Raw genomic sequence first — 19019 nt, 5'->3', positions numbered from 1 at the left:
CATGCCCGACGGCGACAGAGCCCAGACCGGTTCGCAGGCTTCGCTGCAGGACTCGACGCGCGGTCAGTTACCCGCGGTGGTGCACCAGGGCGAAGTGCTGCATCCGCATGGCGGCAACTGGCTGATCCGTGCGATCCGTTCGCTGTTCGGCTGGAAGCCCGGCTCGGTGCGCGACGATCTGCAGGTCGTGCTCGACACCAGCCCGCCCGACGACTCCGGCTTCTCGACGCTCGAGCGCACGATGCTGCGCAATATCCTCGGGCTGCACGATCGCCGGATCGCCGACGTCATGGTGCACCGCGCCGACATCGTCGCGATCAAGCAGGACATCCAACTCGGCGAACTGCTCAGCCTGTTTCAGGACGCGGCGCATTCGCGGCTCGTGGTTTACAACGAGACGCTCGACGATCCGGTCGGCATCGTTCACATCCGCGACCTCGTGGCGTTCATGACCGCCAAGGCGAAGGTGCCGCCGGCGACGGTTGCCAAGCGCAAGAAAGCGCTGCCCGCAGGGCTCGACCTCCGCGCCATCGATCTGAAGATGCCGCTGACCGAAACCGGCATCATCCGCAAGCTGCTCTACGTGCCGCCGTCGATGCGGGCGATCGACCTGCTGGCCCAGATGCAGGCGGCGCGGATTCATCTGGCGCTGGTGGTCGACGAATACGGTGGCACCGACGGCCTGGTATCGATCGAAGATATCGTCGAACAGATCGTCGGCGAAATCGACGACGAGCACGACTCGACCGAGCCTCCGTCGATCGTGCGCCAGGCCGACGGCTCGTTCATCGCCGATGCGCGAGCCAGCCTGGAAGACGTCCGCGCCATGATCGGCGATCAGTTCGTCACCGGCGAAGCGGGCGAAGACGTCGAGACCCTCGGCGGCTACCTCGTCAATCACGTCGGCCGGCTGCCGGTACGCGGCGAAGTGATCGCCGGCCCCGGCACCTTCGAATTCGAAGTGCTCGATGCCGATCCGCGGCGGGTGAAGCGGCTCAGGATCGGGCCGCGCAAGGAACGCCCCGCCCCGCGCACACGCGACAGTCGGCGGCGCGAGACCGCGACCGATTCCGCTGCGCCGCCGACCACGGACGGCAGCGGCTCCACCTCATCACCAACGACCGGCGACGGGACCGGTTCGCCGTGACGCGTCGGGGTGTGCTGAGCCGGATCGCCTCGGGCATCATCCTGGCGTGGGGCTGGAAGCGCGCTGTGATCGCGCTGCTGGCCGGCGCACTCTCCTCACTGGCGATGGAGCCGTTCAACGCCTGGCCGGTTCTGTTCATCACCTTCCCGATCGCGGTGTGGCTGATCGACGGCTCCGCGGCCGGCAAGCGGCGCGGCGTTCCCGCTGCGGCGATGGCCGGCTGGTGGTTCGGCTTCGGTTATTTCGTCCCCGGCCTGTACTGGATCGGCTACGCGTTTCTGGTCGATGCCGACACCTTTGCCTGGCTGCTGCCGGCCGCGATATGCGGCTTGCCGGCCTATCTGGCGCTGTTCACCGCGCTCGGCTTCGCGCTGGCACGGCTGCTGTGGCGCCCCGATAGTCTGCGCATCCTGTCGCTCGCCGTCAGCCTGACGATCAGCGAATGGCTACGCGGCCATCTGCTCACCGGCTTTCCCTGGAATGCGTTCGGCTACGCCCTGACCGAGCCGCTCGCGCTGGCGCAAAGCATTTCGGTGATCGGCATCTGGGGATTGACGCTGCTGGCGGTGGCGATCTTTGCCTCGCCCGCGGTGCTGATCGATGGCGGCACCACCGCCAAGCGGCGTTGGGCGGCACCGGCGATCGCACTCGGCGTGCTGGCCGCGATGGCGGTGTTTGGCGGCATTCGACTCAAATTGTCGCCGACCCAGCTCGTCGACAACGTCCGGCTGCGGATCATGCAGCCCAACCTGCCGCAGGACGCGCGCTTCAATTATTCTGCCAAAGCCGACGTGATGCAGAAATATCTGTCACTGTCGGACCGCTCGACAGGACCGAAATCGACCGGGGTGCGCGACGTCTCGCTGCTGATCTGGCCAGAATCGGCGTTTCCGTTCTTCCTGTCGCGGGAAGCGGATGCGATGGCGCAGATCGCCGAGCTGTTGCCGAAAGGCACCGTGCTGCTGACCGGGGCGGTCCGCCCGCCTGAATTACCGCCGGGGCGCCGGATTACCCGCGCGTACAATTCGATCTACGCGATCGATCATGATGGCAGCATTTTGTCGGTCTACGACAAACTCCATCTGGTCCCATTCGGCGAATTTCTGCCGTACCAGAATCTGATGGAGAAGATCGGCTTCGTCCAACTTACCAAGGTGCAGGGCGGATTTTTATCCGGTGTGGCGCGTCATAACCTCGAACTGCCCAACGCCCCGCCGCTGCTGCCGCTGATTTGTTACGAGGCAATTTTCCCGGACGAAATTGCGATCGGCAACAACCGTCCCGGCTGGATGCTGAATCTCACAAACGACGGCTGGTTCGGCATTTCCAGCGGCCCCTATCAGCACCTGCAGCAGGCGCGGATGCGCGCCATCGAGCAGGGCCTGCCGCTTGTTCGCGCAGCGAACACCGGCGTTTCCGCAGTGATCGATCCGGTCGGACGGATCGTCGCAGAGCTCGGTCTCGGCGTCGAAGGGGTGCTGGATTCGGGGCTGCCGGCACCGGTGGCACCGACGATCTATGCGCGGGTGGGCGAACTTCCTGCAGCCGTGCTGGTTGCGTTAGTGATGATGCTTGTACTATTACGAAAGCGCTCACCGGGCTCGTGCTAATACGCGGATCGGCGACGCAACCAGAGATTAAGTTCGAGAAAATTCGCACTCGCGTAGCCCGCGAATTTTCCTCGGCGTAAATTAACGCCGAATCCCCGTTGGATTCCAAAGACATTTGACGACTCCAATATTTGAGGCGTATTCCAACCCGCATGCGCTAACTGTTGGCGTATGCACGTGCCTGAGGAGTGAGTGAGATGTCGACTAAAGCGCCCAATCCTGTTGACAAATACGTCGGCAGCCGTGTGCGCATGCGACGCATCATGCTGGGCATGAGTCAGGAGAAACTCGGCGAAGCGCTGGGTCTGACTTTTCAGCAAGTGCAGAAATACGAGAAGGGGACCAACCGCGTCGGCGCCAGCCGCATTCAGCAGATCGCTGAAGTCCTGCAGGTCCCGGTGTCCTTCTTGTTCGAAGGCGGCCCGAGCGGCGGCCTCGCTAACGGCAACGGCTTCAGTGAGGCGCCGTCGCCTTCATACGTGTCCGACTTCCTCGCGACTTCCGAAGGTCTGGCGCTCACCCGCGCCTTTACCAAGATCACCGATGCCAAGCTTCGTCGCAGCATCGTCGATCTCGTCGAACGGATCGCCGCGCGCGAAGCGGACGAGACGAACTGATCGATCGACCTCCGTCGCGCCGGCCTCCGCAAATGATATAAGCGGGGCCGGTTTTTCGTTCACGGTCGAAACAAGATGGCGGTCCTGTATGCAGGGCAGCCTGTCGAAGAAGTGCGAGCGCGGTCTCTTGATGTTCAATATTGATCACCCAGACTCGGCGCCGGACACTGAAGATCACCCGGACACTGAAGATCACGATGGCGAAGATCACGATGGTGACGTCGTGATGCACGGCCAGGGATCGTTCTTCGGCCGCCGCAAGGGCCACAAGCTGCGCGCCCATCAGGCCGACCTGATCGAGAACCTGCTGCCGCATTTGTCGCTGCAGATCGACGCGCCGGCGCCCGAACCGCTCACCGATTTGTTCGATCCTCCGGTCGAGCACATGCGGCTCGAAATCGGTTTCGGCGGTGGTGAACACCTGATCGCCGAAGCGCTTGCGCATCCAAACACGGGCTTCATCGGCGCCGAACCTTACGTCAACGGCATGGCGAAGATTCTGGCGCGGATCGAGGCCGAGAACATCCGCAACATCCGGCTGTTTGCCGGCGACGCCTCGGAGCTGCTGGCCTGGGTGCCGGCCGGCTCGCTGGCGCGGATCGACCTGATCCATCCCGATCCGTGGCCGAAGCGCCGACACTGGAAGCGTCGCTTCGTGCAGGACGCCACCGTCACGGCGATGGCACGCGCGTTGACGCCGCACGGCGAATTCCGCTTCGTCAGCGACATCGACGGCTACAACGCCTGGACGCTGGCGCATCTGCTGCGTGCGCCGAGCTTCGACTGGCTCGCCCAGCGCGCCGACGATTGGCGCAAGCCCTGGCCCAACTACACGATGACGCGCTATGGCCGCAAAGCCGAACGCGAGGGTCGGCGCGCCAACTATCTGCGTTTCGAACGACTCTAATCTCTCCGGCGATTAGTTCGCCTGCGCGGCGAGCCTGGCGTTCCGCACGTCGGTCGCCTCCCACACCATTCGCTTGCCGCGTTCGCGTCCGAGCAGTTCGATCGGATCGTGATTGTCGATGTGGCCGAACTGACCTTTGTACACGCTGTAGCCGCACAGCTCCTGCAGCCGCCGCGGAAAGCGCTGCGCGATCTCCTGCGGAATCCCGAGCTGCAGGTTTTCCTGCTGCCGCATCCACCCCCAGCAATAGGCGCAAGAGAATGCGAAGCGGCGAGCCTCCGAGGTGTTGGGGCCGCCGCCGTGCCACAGCGCGCTGTCGAACAGCATTACGCTGCCGGCCGGCATCGTCGCGGTGAGCGCGTCGTAATCCTGGCCGTACACGGGCGAGGTCGCGTACTTATGACTTCCAGGAATGATCCGGGTCGCGCCATTGGTTGCGGTGAAATCCGACAGCGCCCAGATCGCGTTCAGCGTGATCGGAATGTGCGGCCGCGGTAGCGGAATGAGTTGCGTATCTTCGTGGATCGGCTGCGCCTCCTGGCCGGGCCCGAGCACCAGCGAACAGAACGACGAGAGCAGGCACTCCTTGTCGAGCACGGCCTCGACGATCGGCAGCACGCTGCTATGCAGCGGCACGTCCCAGAACACCTCGTCGTAAGTGAGCAGGTTGTTGACCCGGAGCGTCTTGAAGCCTTCGAACGACGTCTTGGCGCAACCGAGCTGATGGTCACGCTCGATCCGTTCGACTGCGCTGATTAGTGCCGCAACCAATGCCGGGTCCGCAGCCCGTTCGATCACGGTGTAGCCGTCGTCGCGGATACGCTGGGCATGCGTGGTGATGTCAGCTTCGCTGAGCATAATCATCCTCCCTTGTCGGCGCTGTGGGCGCGCCGTTGAGGCAAGCATAGAGCGATTTTGACCGAAGTGGACACTGCTTTGCGCAGAAAGAAGACGCGCGAGCCGGCAGCCGCGCGGGCGGCTCAGGCGTCGGCCTGCCGCATCTTCCAGAAGCCGAGCACGCGCTGCGCCGTCGACAGCGCCAGGCGCTCGAAATTGTGCTGCGCTTCTTCAACGTCCGGGCAGGCCACCGAGCGGTCCGGCCCGAGCCGCAGCCCGATCAGGGCGCGCACCGTCGCCCAGCCGAAGCCGAGCGCCTTGCCCAGGATCAGCACCGGGTCGTGCCGCTCGCCGGACATCATTTGATCAAGGGTGGAGATCCGCGTGCCGGTCATCGCCGACAGCGCCGCCACCGTCTCCTCATATTGATGAGCCCGCGCGAAGCCGAGCACGGTCGCTTCGTTGAGTTCGCCTTTGTTGTGCAGCTCCACCACCGAGCGCTGCGCGGCGTCGAAGTCGCGTTGCACCGACGGCTGCCGCGACTCGCCGGCTAGCTCGCGCATCGCCCGGTTGATCGCAATCCGCGCACTCGGCCGCGCGCTTTCGAACAGGCGCCGGCGCACCAGATCGGTCGAGCACGCCAACAGGTCCTTCAGCCGCGGCGGCGACAGATCGTCCCGCGTGCCGACCGCGATCGCCAACACCCCGTCCTGCGCGGCACGGCGGATCAGACCATTGAAGCCGGTCGCGGAGAATTCGGCACCCGCATTGCTGGCGACCTTGCGCACCACGTCGCGATCGCCACGGCGCACGATCACGTCGGTGACCGGCGGCGAAATGCTCGGCCGCTCTGAGATAGCGAGCAGATGCGTCTGGCCGCGCAGCCTGGCGAGCTCGACCAGCGTCGGATCATCGAGCATCATCGAGCGCCGCAGCAGCGGTCCGGCGATGCCGATGTCTTCGTCGTGCACGAGCTGCCGGACCAGTTCGGGCGGCGCATTGCTGATTTCCGAAAACCGCCGCGCCAGTTCGCTGCGAACTTCGACGTCGATCTCCGGCACCAGCGTCAGCAGGATGCCGTCGAACAGCGCGACATGATCGGGCTGGAAGCTCTCGGCGCCCCGAATGTACAGGTCAGAAATCCGGCGCACGGCATCGGCGCGCCGGACGGGATCGCCCTGCCTGACAATGTCATCGAGTTCGGGAAGCAGAGATGTAGCGGCAGGCATCCATCGTTCTCGCGGGCGGGCCGCATTGGTACGGCTGGAACCTAAAGGCGCTGCATGAACGAAGAGTTGAGCTGCGGCGTCGCATTTGCTGCGGGCTGCCCCGAGGATCGGCCAGGGCGGGGACTCTGCACGGCTCTTGTCGCTGAGCCCAAAAAGCGCTATATCGGCGCTACTTCGAAATTCTCATACGATCCGTATCGAGAGTGGGCCCTGCGGGACCCGCTCTTTTTTATTACCTGGATCGTGGGACGCGGACCGTCGCACCTTCGGGCGCGAGACCTCATTCACCACCTTGATACCGTTTATCGGCGAGACGTTATAACGCTTTGACCCAGGACATGACCGAGCCGACCACAGCCGTTCCGGAAACCGATGCCTTGGCCGAACCGCGCCTGGTGATCGAGCCCGGTGTCGCGGCGCGGTTCAGCGCCGTGGCGGAGCCGGTCTTGCTGGCAATGGGTTACCGCCTTGTTCGGATCAAGGTGTCAGGCGACGCCGGCTGCACCGTGCAGATCATGGCCGAGCGGCCCGACGGCACCATGCTGATCGACGATTGTGAGGCGGTGTCACGAGCGCTGTCGCCGGTGCTCGACGTCGCCGATCCGATCGACCGCGCCTACCGGCTGGAAATCTCTTCGCCTGGCATCGACCGTCCGCTGGTGCGCCGCTCCGATTTCGCCCGTTACGCCGGGCACTTGGTCAAGATCGAGATGGCGGTGCCGCACCAGGGCCGCAAGCGGTTCCGCGGCCTGCTTGACGGCGTCGAGGGCGACGCCGTGCGGGTGCAGCGCGAGGGCGGCGCCAAGGACGAAGATCCGCTGGTGCTGCTGCCGATGCACGACATCGGCGATGCCCGGCTGGTGCTGACCGACGAGCTGATCGCCGAATCGATGCGCCGCGGCAAGCAGGCCGAGCGCGACCTGAAGCAGAGCCTCGGGCTCGCACCGGAACCGCTGCCGCATGCCAAGCGCAGCGATCCGACCAAGAGCCAGGCGCCGAAGCGCGGCGCCAAGGCCGCCAAAGCGGCGGCCAAGCCGACACCGCAGAACACCAAGAAACACCGCCTTGCCGCCGAACGGGCGCGGCGTGGCGAGATCGACACCTCTGAGGGAGACTGACCATGGCCGTCAGCGCCAATAGGCTGGAACTGCTGCAGATCGCCGATGCGGTGGCTCGCGAAAAAACCATCGACCGCGGCATCGTGATCGCCGCGATGGAAGACGCGATCGCCAAGGCGGCGCGCGCCCGCTACGGCTCGGAGACTGACGTCCACGCCGAAATCGACCCGAAGAAGGGCGAGTTGCGGCTGTCGCGCCATATGCTGGTGGTCGAGCAGGTCGAAAATCCCGCCAACCAGATTTCGCTGAAGGATGCGCAGCGCGCCAATCCGGGCGCGCAGATCGGCGACACCATCGCCGACACCCTGCCGCCGCTGGAATACGGCCGTATCGCCGCGCAGTCGGCCAAGCAGGTGATCGTGCAGAAGGTCCGCGAGGCCGAGCGCGACCGCCAGTACATGGAATTCAAGGACCGCATCGGCGACATCGTCAACGGCGTCGTCAAGCGCGTCGAATATGGCAGCGTGATCGTCGACCTCGGCCGCGGCGAAGCGATCATCCGCCGCGACGAGATGCTGCCGCGTGAATCGTTCCGCAACGGCGACCGCGTCCGCGCCTATGTGTTCGACGTCCGCCGCGAGACCCGCGGCCCGCAGATCTTCTTGTCGCGCACCCATCCGCAATTCATGGCCAAGCTGTTCGCGCAGGAAGTGCCGGAAATTTATGACGGCATCGTCGAGATCAAGGCGGTGGCCCGCGATCCGGGCTCGCGCGCCAAGATCGGCGTCGTGTCGCGCGACTCGTCGGTCGACCCGGTCGGCGCCTGCGTCGGTATGCGCGGCTCGCGCGTCCAGGCCGTGGTGAACGAGCTGCAGGGCGAGAAGATCGACATCATTCCGTGGTCGCCGGACATCGCCACCTTCGTGGTCAATGCGCTGGCGCCGGCCGAAGTCTCGAAGGTCGTGATCGACGAAGATCGCGAACGCATCGAGGTTGTGGTTCCGGATACCAATAACCAACTATCCCTGGCGATTGGTCGCCGCGGTCAGAACGTGCGGCTCGCTTCGCAGCTCACCGGCTGGGATATCGACATCCTGACCGAGAGCGAAGAATCCGAGCGCCGCCAGGCCGACTTCGAGAAGACCACCCGGGCCTTCATGGACGCGCTGAACGTCGACGAGGTCGTCGGCCAGCTGCTCGCCTCCGAAGGCTTCACCTCGGTCGAAGAACTCGCTCTGGTCGACCCGCGTGAACTCGCCTCGATCGAAGGTTTCGACGAGGAAACCGCCGCCGAACTGCAGATGCGCGCCCGCGAATATCTCGACCGGATCGAATCCGAACTCGAGGCGCGCCGCGTGGAACTCGGCGTCGAGGACGCCCTCAAGGACGTCCCCGGCGTCACCTCGAAGATGCTGGTGAAGTTTGGCGAGAACGACGTGAAGACGGTCGAGGATCTGGCCGGCTGCGCCACCGACGATCTGGTCGGTTGGACCGAGCGCAAGGACGGCGCCGAGCCGGTGAAGTATCCTGGCATTCTCGACGGCCTGGAGATGTCGCGCGAGGACGCCGAGCACCTGATCATGCAGGCTCGCGTCAAGGCCGGCTGGATCGACGAGTCGGAGCTCGCCTCCGAAGAAGAACCCGCGGACGAAGCGTCCGACGAGTCGGCGGACTGAACCGCCGATGCGTTGCGACCCGAACCCGCGCAGCACGTGAGATGAAAGGCCCGCTGCACCCATGCTCGCTGCCGAACCCGGCGCAGATCTCGACGACGGACCGCGGGCCAAAACGCCCGCGACCGAGCGGATGTGCGCGGTCACGCGGCAGGTGCGGCCGACCGGAGAACTGATCCGGTTCGTCGTCGGCCCTACCGGCGAAGTGGTGGCCGATCTCAAGCGCAAGCTGCCGGGCCGCGGCCTTTGGGTCACGGCGTCTCGGGAGATGGTGACGCAGGCGGTTCGCCGCCGCGTCTTCGCCAAAGGTTTCAAGCGCGACGTCAAGGCGCCGGCGGATCTCGCCGACGCGATCGAACGCCTGTTGGTGCGGTCGGCCCAGGATGCGCTGGCGATCGCCGCCAAGGCCGGCCAGGTGGTCAGCGGTTTCGGCAAGGTCGAAACCGCGCTGAAGAACCGCGAAGCCGTCGCGGTGATCCATGCCACCGACGGCGCGGCCGATGGAATCCGCAAGCTGGACGGGCTTTGTCGGCAAATCGACGGAGATGCGACCGCGGGCCGCAATTTTCCTCGCTTGGCCGCACTCAGCTCTGCAGAATTGGATTTGGCATTAGGGCGGTCAAATGTGATACATGCTGCCCTGCTTGCGGGCCCGGCCGGACAAACATTCCTGTCGCGCTGCCAGATCCTGGTCCGATACCGGCTGGCGGGCGATGGCGATGCCGATGCGGCCACGGCGGAAACGCCGATCGACACGCCGAAAGACGCTGCTGACCAAGACGCCGCTGACGAAGTCCGTGCGAACGCGCACAACGTTGAGAGATTGGGACTACTGAATGGTTGATACGAAAACTCCTGGCGACAAGACTCTGACGATGCCGACCAAGACTTTGACGCTGAAGCCGCGCGTCGAGCAGGGCGTCGTGCGCCAGAGCTTCAGCCACGGCCGTAGCAAGCAGGTGGTGGTCGAGAAGCGCGGCAAGCGGCGCATCGGCGGCGACGAGCCGGCCGCGCCCGCAGCCCCGGAAGTTGCGAAGAAGCCCGCCCCGGCGCCCGCCGCGCCGAGCCGGCAGCAGTCGCGCCCAGCGCCGCAGCAGTCGCGCAGCGGTATGGTGCTGCGGACCCTGACCGAGGACGAGCGCACCGCCCGCGCCACCGCGCTGGCCGACGCCCGCGTGCGCGAGATCGAAGAGCGCAAGCAGGCCGAGATCGAAGCGCAGCGCCGCGCCGAGCAGGAAAAGATCGAGAAGGCCGAGCGCGAAGCCGCCGAGGCCCGCCGCAAGGCCGAGGAAGAGCGTCACCGCCAGGAAGACGAAGCCAAGCGCAAGGCCGAGACCGAGGCCAAGAAGCGCTTCGGCGACGCCGAGCCGGCCAAGAAGCCGGCCGAGACGTCGACGACGACGACCACCACCACGAGTGCTGCGCCGGCCCGTCCGGCGACCACGACGACGCGCGCCCCGACGCCGGCCGGCCGTCCGCCGGCCGTTGCGGCCGAAGCTGGCGACGACGATGAAGCGCCGCGGATGATCCGCCGTCCGGGCGGCCCCGCCCGTCCGGCGCCGGCGCCGAAGCAGCCGGCCGCCAAGCCGGGCGCTTCGAAGCAGCGCGGCCGTCTCACCGTCGTCACCGCGCTCAATGCCGATGACGTGCGCGAACGTTCGATCGCGTCGTTCCGTCGCCGCACCCAGCGGCTGAAGGGCCACGCCTCGAACGAGCCGAAAGAAAAGTTGGTGCGTGAAGTCGTTATTCCCGAAGTGATCGCCATCCAGGAACTCGCCAACCGCATGTCCGAACGTGCGGTCGACGTGATCCGCCTGCTGATGAAGCAGGGCGCGATGCACAAGATCACCGACGTGATCGACGCCGACACCGCGCAGCTGATCGCCGAAGAGCTCGGCCACACCGTCAAGCGCGTTGCCGCGTCGGACGTGGAAGAAGGCCTGTTCGACGTCGTCGACGATTCCACCGATACCGAGCCGCGTTCGCCGGTGGTGACCGTGATGGGCCACGTCGACCACGGCAAGACCTCGCTGCTCGACGCGCTGCGCCACGCCAACGTGGTGTCGGGCGAAGCCGGCGGCATCACCCAGCATATCGGTGCCTATCAGGTGACCTCGCCGGAAAGCGGCAAGAAGATCACCTTCATCGACACCCCCGGCCACGCCGCGTTCACCGCGATGCGCGCCCGCGGCGCCAAGGTCACCGACATCGTGGTTCTGGTGGTCGCCGCCGACGACGGCGTGATGCCGCAGACCATCGAGGCGATCAATCACGCCAAGGCGGCCGGTGTTCCGATCATCGTGGCGATCAACAAGATCGACAAGCCGGACGCCAAGCCGGACCGTGTCCGCACCGACCTGCTGCAGCACAACGTGCAGGTGGAATCGATGGGCGGCGACGTCGTCGACGTCGAGGTGTCGGCCAAGAACAAGATCAACCTCGACAAGCTGCTCGAGATGATCGCGCTGCAGGCCGAAATCCTGGAGCTCAAGACCAACACCCAGCGTCCGGCCGAAGGCACCGTGATCGAAGCCAAGCTCGATCGCGGCCGTGGTCCGGTCGCCACCGTGCTGGTTCAGCGCGGCACCCTGCGGGTCGGCGACATCATCGTGGCCGGTGCCGAAATGGGCCGCGTCCGCGCGCTGATCTCCGACCAGGGCGAGACCGTGCAGGAAGCCGGTCCGTCGGTCCCGGTCGAAGTGCTCGGCTTCAACGGTCCGCCGGAAGCGGGCGACCGCCTCGCGGTGGTCGAGAACGAAGCCCGCGCCCGCCAGATCACCGATTACCGTGCGCACCAGAAGCGCGAGAAGTCCGCAGCCTCGGTTTCCGGCATGCGCGGCTCGCTCGAGCAGATGATGACGCAGCTGAAGACGTCCGGCCGGAAGGAATTCCCGCTGATCGTCAAGGCGGACGTGCAGGGCTCGCTGGAAGCGATCCTCGGCTCGCTGGAGAAGCTCGGCACCGACGAAGTTGCCGCGCGCATCCTGCACGCCGGCGTCGGCGGCATCAGCGAGAGCGACGTCACGCTGGCTGAAGGCTTCAATGCCGTCATCCTCGGCTTCTCGGTCCGCGCCAACAAGGAGGCCGCTGCGGCCGCCAAGCGCAACGGCATCGAGATCCGCTACTACAACATCATCTACGATCTGGTGGATGACATTAAGAAGGCGATGAGCGGCCTGCTCGCGCCGACCCTGCGCGAAACCATGCTCGGCAACGCGCAGATCCTGGAGATCTTCAACATCTCCAAGGTCGGCAAGGTCGCCGGCTGCCGCGTCACCGACGGCACCGTCGAGCGCGGCGCCAATGTTCGCCTGATCCGCGACAACGTCGTGGTGCACGAAGGCAAGTTGTCGACCTTGAAGCGCTTCAAGGACGAAGTGAAGGAAGTCGTCGCCGGCCAGGAATGCGGCATGGCGTTCGAGAACTACACCGACATGCGGGCAGGCGATATCATCGAGTGCTACCGCGTCGAGACCATCCAGCGCTCGCTGTAAGTCCGATTCTTACAGTCGAGACGCACGGATTGAACTGAGGCGTCATGGCCGGGCCGAAGCGCGAAGCACGTCTTCGCGACTAAGTCCCGGCCGTCCACGTCTTGCTTTGCCCCATCGAAGACGTGCATGCCCGCGGCCAGGCGCGGGCATGGCGGCAGTATTTGAGAGAACATCATGTCTCGCCAAAACCAGAAGAGCTCCCCGCCCGGCGGCTCGACCCGCTCGCTGCGCGTCGGCGAGCTGATCCGCCACGCCGTGGCCGAGATCCTCGCCCAGGGCGGCGTGCACGACCCGGTGCTGGAAAGCCACCTCGTCACCGTGCCCGAGGTGCGGATGTCGCCCGACCTCAAGCTCGCGACCATCTACGTGATGCCGCTCGGCGGCCGCGACGAGAAGCTCGTGCTCGACGCGCTCGAGCATCACAAGCGCTTCCTGCGCGGAGAGATCGCCCACCGCGTCAATTTGAAGTTCGCCCCCGAACTCCGCTTCCGCATCGACGAACGTTTCGCCGAGGCCGAGCGGATCGACAAACTGCTGCGCTCGCCGGCAGTCCAGAAAGACCTCGAACCGAATTCGGACCAGGATTAATGACCGTGACCACCCCCGACGCCCTGCTCGCCCCGCACGACGTGCAGCACGCCGGCGCCGACGAATCCGCCGCGCAGATCCGTAAGCCGCGCGACAACAACGACCCGCGCAACGCCAATCGCGGCGGCGGCAATGGCAAGCCGCGCCGCGACAAGCGCGACGTCCATGGCTGGGTGGTGCTGGACAAGCCGATCGGCATGACCTCGACCCAGGCGGTCGCGGTGCTGAAGCGGCTGTTCTCGGCCAAGCGCGCCGGCCATGCCGGCACCCTCGACCCGCTCGCCTCCGGCGGCCTGCCGATCGCGATGGGCGAAGCCACCAAGACGGTCCCGTTCGTGATGGACGGCCGCAAGCGCTACCGGTTCACCGTGGCGTGGGGCGAGGAGCGGGATACCGACGACACCGAGGGCCGTGCGGTTGCCACCAGCCCGGAGCGGCCGACCGCCGAGGCGATCATGGCGCTGCTGCCGCGGTTTACCGGCGTGATCGAGCAGGTTCCGCCGCAATATTCGGCCGTGAAGATCCAGGGCGAGCGCGCCTACGATCTGGCGCGCGACGGCGAGGTCGTGCCGCTGGTCCCGCGGCCGGTCGAGATTCACGAATTAACCCTTGTGGAACATGGAGATGACGGCCGCTCGGTGTTCGAGGCCGAGTGCGGCAAGGGCACCTATGTGCGGGCGCTCGCCCGCGACATGGGCCGGCTGCTCGGCTGCTACGGCCATATCTGCGCGCTGCGCCGCACCGTGGTCGGGCCGTTCGACGAGTCGGACATGATTCCGCTGGAAGAACTACAGGCTTTGTGCGATAGAGCGGCGTCCGGCGAGGGTAGCCTCGCCGACGCGCTACTGCCCGTTGAGACCGCGCTGGACGACATCCCGGCGCTGGCCGTCACTCGGGCTGATGCGGCAAGGCTCCATCGGGGCCAGGCCGTTTTGTTGCGCGGACGGGATGCGCCTCATTGTAGCGGCACAGTCTATGTCACGGTGGCAGGCCGGCTTCTGGCCCTCGCCGAAGTCGGCAATGGCGAGCTCATCCCCAAGCGCGTTTTCAACCTCACCGGGCTGACTGCCAGCTCGGCCGTTCGCAAGGAAAGTATCTGACGATGTCGATTACCGCAGAACGCAAAGCGGAAGTCATCAAGACCAGCGCCACCAAGGCCGGTGATACCGGCTCGCCCGAGGTTCAGGTCGCGATCCTGTCGGAACGCATCAACAACCTGACCACGCACTTCAAGACCCACACCAAGGACAATCACTCCCGCCGTGGGCTGTTGAAGCTGGTGTCGACGCGCCGTTCGCTTCTCGACTACATCAAGAAGAAGGACGAAGCGCGCTACAAGGCGCTGCTCGAAAAGCACAACATCCGTCGCTGAGGCGTCGGAAACCCGGCCAAAGCGGATGTGCCACGACACGTCCGCGACGGCCGAAGCAAGATGTTCGCACGGGCGAGTCTTCCATCCGCCCGTGTCAGTCGGCTCAGCCGCATTCCGGCGGTTGAGCTCGTCAACGGGCCTCCAGCCCGCCGTGCGGGACCGAAGACCGATGCGTCTTCCCCGCAGCCGGGAGGAATGAACGCCATTTCCCAACTGAAGACCATGGCAGGATCGCCGGACGCTGTTTGTGCACTCGCGCAGTCAGCGTCTCGCCATCTTGCGCATGGTCTTTTGGTATTTGGCGTCCGGTCTTCCCGACAACCGATGAAAGAAAGACCCGATGTTCAATATCCATTCCGTGGAAATCGATTGGGGTGGCCGTCCCCTCAAGCTTGAAACCGGCAAGGTCGCCCGCCAGGCCGACGGCGCCGTCGTCGCGACCTATGGCGAGACCGTCGTGCTCGCCACCGTGGTGGCCGCCAAGGCGCCGCGTGAAGGCGTCGACTTCCTCCCCCTCACCGTCGACTACCAAGAGAAGGCCTACGCGGCCGGCCGCATTCCCGGCGGCTACTTCAAGCGTGAAGGCCGTCCGACCGAGAAGGAGACGCTAGTCTCCCGTCTGATCGACCGCCCGATCCGTCCGCTGTTCGCCGACGGCTGGCGCAACGAGACCCAGGTCATCGTGACCGTGCTGTCGCACGACATGGAGAATGATCCGGACGTGCTGGCGATGGTCGCCGCCTCCGCGGCGCTGACGCTGTCCGGCGTGCCGTTCAAGGGCCCGATCGGCGCCGCCCGCGTCGGCTTCATCAACGACGAATACGTGCTCAACCCGGTGCTCGACGAGATGGCTGAAACCCAGCTCGAGCTGGTGGTGGCCGGTACCGCCGACGCGGTGCTGATGGTCGAATCCGAGGCCAAGGAGCTGTCGGAAGAGATCATGCTCGGCGCCGTGATGTTCGGTCACCGCCACTTCCAGCCGGTGATCGACGCGATCATCGACCTCGCCGAGAAGGCCGCCAAGGAGCCGCGCGAACTCACCGTCGTCGACGACAGCGAGATCGAAAAGGAAATGCTCGGCCTGGTCGAGCAGGAGCTGCGTGCCGCCTACGCCATCCCGGTCAAGCAGGATCGCTACGCCGCGGTCGGCAAGGTCAAGGAGAAGGCGATTGCGCACTTCTTCCCGGAGGGCCAGGAGCCGAAATACGACAAGCTGCGCATCGCCGGCGTGTTCAAGGAGCTCGAGGCCAAGATCGTTCGCTGGAACATCCTCGACACCGGCAAGCGCATCGACGGCCGTGACAGCAAGACCGTCCGCAACATCCTGGCCCAGGTCGGCGTGCTGCCGCGTACCCACGGTTCGGCGCTGTTCACCCGCGGCGAAACGCAGGCGATGGTCGTGACCACGCTCGGCACCGGCGAAGACGAGCAGTATGTCGATTCGCTGTCCGGAACGTACAAAGAGACGTTCCTGCTGCACTACAACTTCCCGCCCTACTCGGTCGGCGAGACCGGCCGCCTCGGCGGCACCAAGCGCCGCGAGATCGGCCACGGCAAGCTGGCGTGGCGCGCGATCCATCCGGTGCTGCCGCCGCATCACGAGTTCCCCTACACCATCCGCGTCGTCTCGGAGATCACCGAGTCGAACGGCTCGTCCTCGATGGCGTCGGTGTGCGGTGCCTCGCTGGCGCTGATGGACGCGGGCGTGCCGCTGAAGCGGCCGACCGCGGGCATCGCGATGGGCCTGATCCTGGAAGGCGAGCGCTTCGCCGTGCTGTCCGACATCCTCGGCGACGAGGACCACCTCGGCGACATGGACTTCAAGGTGGCGGGCACCGAGGCGGGCATCACCTCGCTGCAGATGGACATCAAGATCGCCGGCATCACCGAAGAGATCATGAAGGTGGCGCTCGGTCAGGCCAAGGACGGCCGCATCCACATCCTGGGTGAGATGTCCAAGGCGCTCGACCGCGCCCGCGCCGAGCTCGGCGAGCACGCGCCGCGGATCGAGACCTTCAAGATCCCGACCGACAAGATCCGCGAAGTGATCGGCACCGGCGGCAAGGTGATCCGCGAGATCGTCGAAAAGACCGGCGCCAAGGTCAACATCGAAGACGACGGCACCGTGAAGGTGGCTTCGTCGGACGGTGAGTCGATCAAGGCCGCGATCAAGTGGATCAAGTCGATCGCTTCCGATCCGGAAGTCGGCGAGATCTACGAAGGCACCGTCGTCAAGGTGATGGAGTTCGGCGCCTTCGTGAACTTCTTCGGCGCCAAGGACGGTCTGGTACACATCAGCCAGCTCGCCGCCGGCCGCGTGCAGAAGACCTCCGACGTCGTCAAGGAAGGCGACAAGGTCAAGGTCAAGCTGCTCGGCTTCGACGACCGCGGCAAGACCCGGCTGTCGATGAAGGTGGTCGATCAGACCACCGGCGAAGACCTCGAAGCCAAGCAGAAGGCGGAAGCCAAGGCCGAAGGCGAAGCGCCCGCGCAGGCTGCCGGCGAGTAAGCTCATCGGCGCGACGCTACGTCGCAGTAAGTAATCACCATCAAGGGCGGCCTCACCGGGCCGCCCTTTTTGTTTGGCAGCACCTTCCGTAGGGCAGCGGATGTCGATCGCTACCAGTGCGCGTGTTGTTAGTTCTCCGTACGAATCCTGGGTTGCAATAAATTCGGTAATTGAGTGCAGCCTGCTTCCCTGGGGCTAGGCCAACCTTAACGACGTCTTCACCAAAATGGCGACCAGCTTCTGTCTCGGGGTCGCGCCATCGTGCGAGGCCGTATCAGAGAAAGGTCTGGAATGTTCTCCTTCACCCGCTCGGCCGGTCATGACCACGCGGCAGCAATGCTCGCGGCGCTCAATCGCTCCCAGGCGGTGATCGAGTTCGATCTCGACGGCAAGGTCATTGATGCCAACGATAACTTCCTGGCCGCGCTCGGCTACTCGATGCCCGAGATCAAAGGCAAGCATCACAGCATGTTCGTCGATCCGAGCGAGCACGACAGCCCGGCCTATCGCGAGTTTTGGACCGCGCTGCGCGCCGGTCAGTATCAATCCGGCGAATTCCATCGCATCGGCAAGGGCGGCCGTGAGGTCTGGATTCAGGCGTCCTACAATCCCATCCTCGACAAGAGCGGCAAGCCGACCGGCGTGGTGAAGTTCGCTGCCGACATCACCGCCGCGAAGACCCACTCACTAGAAGACGCCGGCAAGCTCGCGGCGATCGGCCGCGCCCAGGCGGTGATCGAGTTTGCGATGGACGGCACCGTCCTCACAGCCAACGATAACTTTCTCGCCGCGATGGGGTACTCATTGGGCGAGATCAAGGGCAAGCATCACAGCATGTTCGTCGAGCCATCGGTGCGCGACAGCAGCAACTACCGTGAGTTCTGGTCACGGCTCAACCGCGGCGAATACTTCCCTGGGGAGTTCAAGCGGATCGGCAAGGGCGGCAAAGAGGTCTGGATCCTGGCGTCCTACAACCCGATCCTCGATGCGCGCGGCAAGCCGTTCAAGGTGGTGAAATACGCAACCGACGTCACGGCGCAGAAGCTGAATAACGCCGACTTCTCCGGTCAGATCGACGCGATCCGCAAGTCGCAGGCGGTGATCGAGTTCGGCATCGACGGCACGGTGCTGGACGCCAACGACAACTTCCTGGCCGCGCTCGGCTACTCGCTGGGCGAGATCAAGGGCCGCCACCACAGCATGTTCGTCGATCCCGCCGAGCGTGAGGGTGCGGCCTATCGGGCATTTTGGGCGGCGCTCGGACGGGGCGATTACCAAGCCGGGGAATATAAGCGGATCGGCAAGGGTGGCAGGGAAGTCTGGATCCAGGCGTCGTACAACCCGATCCTCGATCTCAATGGACGTCCGTTCAAGGTGGTGAAGTACGCCACCGACACGACGCGCCAGGTGCTGACCCGCATGGGCAATGAACGCGTCCGCGCCATGATGGAGTCGGTCGCGGCCGGGGCGGAAGAACTCAACGCCTCGGTGCGCGAGATTTCCGAAGCAATGACCAAGTCGCGGCAGACGGCGATGAACGCGGTCGGCGAAGTCGATGCCGCCGACTCGCAGGCCAACCAGCTCAACGATGCGGCTCAGGCGATGAGCGGCATCGTCGAACTGATCAATCACATCACCGGGCAGATCAACCTGCTGGCCCTCAACGCCACGATCGAATCGGCGCGCGCCGGCGAAGCAGGCCGAGGCTTCGCCGTGGTGGCGGCGGAGGTGAAGAACCTCGCCAATCAGGCCAAGCAGGCGACTGACAAGATCGGTGCCGAGATCGGCAATCTCACCAGCATTTCCGGCGATGTCGTCGGCGCGCTCGGCAAGATCAAGACGGCGATCCAGAACGTCAGCGAATACGTCAGCTCGACGGCTGCGGCGGTCGAGGAGCAGAGCACGGTGACCAGCGAGATGTCGTCGAGCATGCAGCGCGCCGCCGCCGAAGCCGCCGCGATCGCGGCCGGCTGAACCA

Annotated in this window: 15 protein-coding genes; 13 read left to right on the top strand and 2 right to left on the bottom strand. The window is 65.2% G+C overall.

Annotated features, from left to right (window positions below; translation table 11 throughout):
• Nucleotide 1: 1 nt before the first annotated feature.
• From DYI24_RS00650 to DYI24_RS00635, 4 genes are all read left to right on the top strand, one after another.
• On the top strand, nt 2-1147 hold the full coding sequence (locus DYI24_RS00650; RefSeq protein WP_107342665.1) for a hemolysin family protein: 1146 nt from the start codon (nt 2-4) through the stop codon (nt 1145-1147).
• Nucleotides 1144-2757: an apolipoprotein N-acyltransferase gene (gene lnt / locus DYI24_RS00645; protein WP_164570880.1), complete on the top strand. Its 1614-nt coding sequence runs from the start codon at nt 1144-1146 to the stop codon at nt 2755-2757. Before DYI24_RS00650 ends, lnt begins: the two co-directional genes overlap by 4 nt.
• Before the next feature lie 197 nt (nt 2758-2954).
• Nucleotides 2955-3374, top strand: a complete 420-nt coding sequence (locus DYI24_RS00640; protein ID WP_011156011.1) for a helix-turn-helix domain-containing protein — start codon at nt 2955-2957, stop codon at nt 3372-3374.
• A gap of 226 nt (nt 3375-3600) precedes the next feature.
• The gene (locus DYI24_RS00635) at nt 3601-4281 is read left to right on the top strand and encodes a tRNA (guanine(46)-N(7))-methyltransferase TrmB (RefSeq protein ID WP_246701116.1); all 681 of its coding nucleotides are present in this window, start codon (nt 3601-3603) and stop codon (nt 4279-4281) included.
• 12 nt (nt 4282-4293) lie between these two features.
• Here DYI24_RS00635 and DYI24_RS00630 read toward each other — a convergent pair whose 3' ends face one another.
• Together DYI24_RS00630 and DYI24_RS00625 are read right to left on the bottom strand one after the other, a co-directional pair.
• A complete protein-coding gene (locus DYI24_RS00630) occupies nt 4294-5139 on the bottom strand; it encodes a phytanoyl-CoA dioxygenase family protein (protein WP_164570878.1) in 846 nt (281 codons plus the stop codon).
• Between the two features lie 122 nt (nt 5140-5261).
• On the bottom strand, nt 5262-6347 hold the full coding sequence (locus DYI24_RS00625; RefSeq protein ID WP_107342661.1) for a DUF2336 domain-containing protein: 1086 nt from the start codon (nt 6345-6347) through the stop codon (nt 5262-5264).
• Between the two features lie 338 nt (nt 6348-6685).
• Here DYI24_RS00625 and rimP point away from each other — a divergent pair, with 338 nt between their 5' ends.
• The 9 genes from rimP to DYI24_RS00580 all read left to right on the top strand — a co-directional run bounded on the left by rimP (nt 6686) and on the right by DYI24_RS00580 (nt 19015).
• On the top strand, nt 6686-7465 hold the full coding sequence (rimP, locus tag DYI24_RS00620; RefSeq protein WP_164570877.1) for a ribosome maturation factor RimP: 780 nt from the start codon (nt 6686-6688) through the stop codon (nt 7463-7465).
• Nucleotides 7466-7467: 2 nt separating this feature from the next.
• A complete protein-coding gene (gene nusA / locus DYI24_RS00615) occupies nt 7468-9081 on the top strand; it encodes a transcription termination factor NusA (RefSeq protein WP_107342659.1) in 1614 nt (537 codons plus the stop codon).
• 61 nt (nt 9082-9142) lie between these two features.
• Nucleotides 9143-9922: an RNA-binding protein gene (locus DYI24_RS00610; protein ID WP_107342658.1), complete on the top strand. Its 780-nt coding sequence runs from the start codon at nt 9143-9145 to the stop codon at nt 9920-9922.
• A complete protein-coding gene (gene infB / locus DYI24_RS00605; protein ID WP_164570876.1) occupies nt 9915-12572 on the top strand; it encodes a translation initiation factor IF-2 in 2658 nt (885 codons plus the stop codon). Before DYI24_RS00610 ends, infB begins: the two co-directional genes overlap by 8 nt.
• 174 nt (nt 12573-12746) lie before the next feature.
• Nucleotides 12747-13160: a 30S ribosome-binding factor RbfA gene (rbfA, locus tag DYI24_RS00600; RefSeq protein ID WP_107342656.1), complete on the top strand. Its 414-nt coding sequence runs from the start codon at nt 12747-12749 to the stop codon at nt 13158-13160.
• Nucleotides 13160-14260 carry a tRNA pseudouridine(55) synthase TruB gene (truB, locus tag DYI24_RS00595; RefSeq protein WP_107342655.1) on the top strand — a complete coding sequence of 367 codons (1101 nt, stop codon included), beginning with the start codon at nt 13160-13162 and terminating at the stop codon, nt 14258-14260. Before rbfA ends, truB begins: the two co-directional genes overlap by 1 nt.
• A gap of 2 nt (nt 14261-14262) precedes the next feature.
• Nucleotides 14263-14532 carry a 30S ribosomal protein S15 gene (gene rpsO, locus DYI24_RS00590; protein ID WP_107342654.1) on the top strand — a complete coding sequence of 90 codons (270 nt, stop codon included), beginning with the start codon at nt 14263-14265 and terminating at the stop codon, nt 14530-14532.
• Between the two features lie 340 nt (nt 14533-14872).
• Nucleotides 14873-17041 carry a polyribonucleotide nucleotidyltransferase gene (gene pnp, locus DYI24_RS00585; protein WP_011156000.1) on the top strand — a complete coding sequence of 723 codons (2169 nt, stop codon included), beginning with the start codon at nt 14873-14875 and terminating at the stop codon, nt 17039-17041.
• A gap of 291 nt (nt 17042-17332) precedes the next feature.
• Nucleotides 17333-19015 carry a methyl-accepting chemotaxis protein gene (locus DYI24_RS00580; protein WP_164570875.1) on the top strand — a complete coding sequence of 561 codons (1683 nt, stop codon included), beginning with the start codon at nt 17333-17335 and terminating at the stop codon, nt 19013-19015.
• Nucleotides 19016-19019: the final 4 nt, after the last annotated feature.

The organism is Rhodopseudomonas sp. BR0C11 (assembly GCF_010820945.1).
Taxonomy (GTDB): domain Bacteria; phylum Pseudomonadota; class Alphaproteobacteria; order Rhizobiales; family Xanthobacteraceae; genus Rhodopseudomonas; species Rhodopseudomonas palustris_H.
This window is presented reverse-complemented; position numbering and strand designations above follow the sequence as displayed.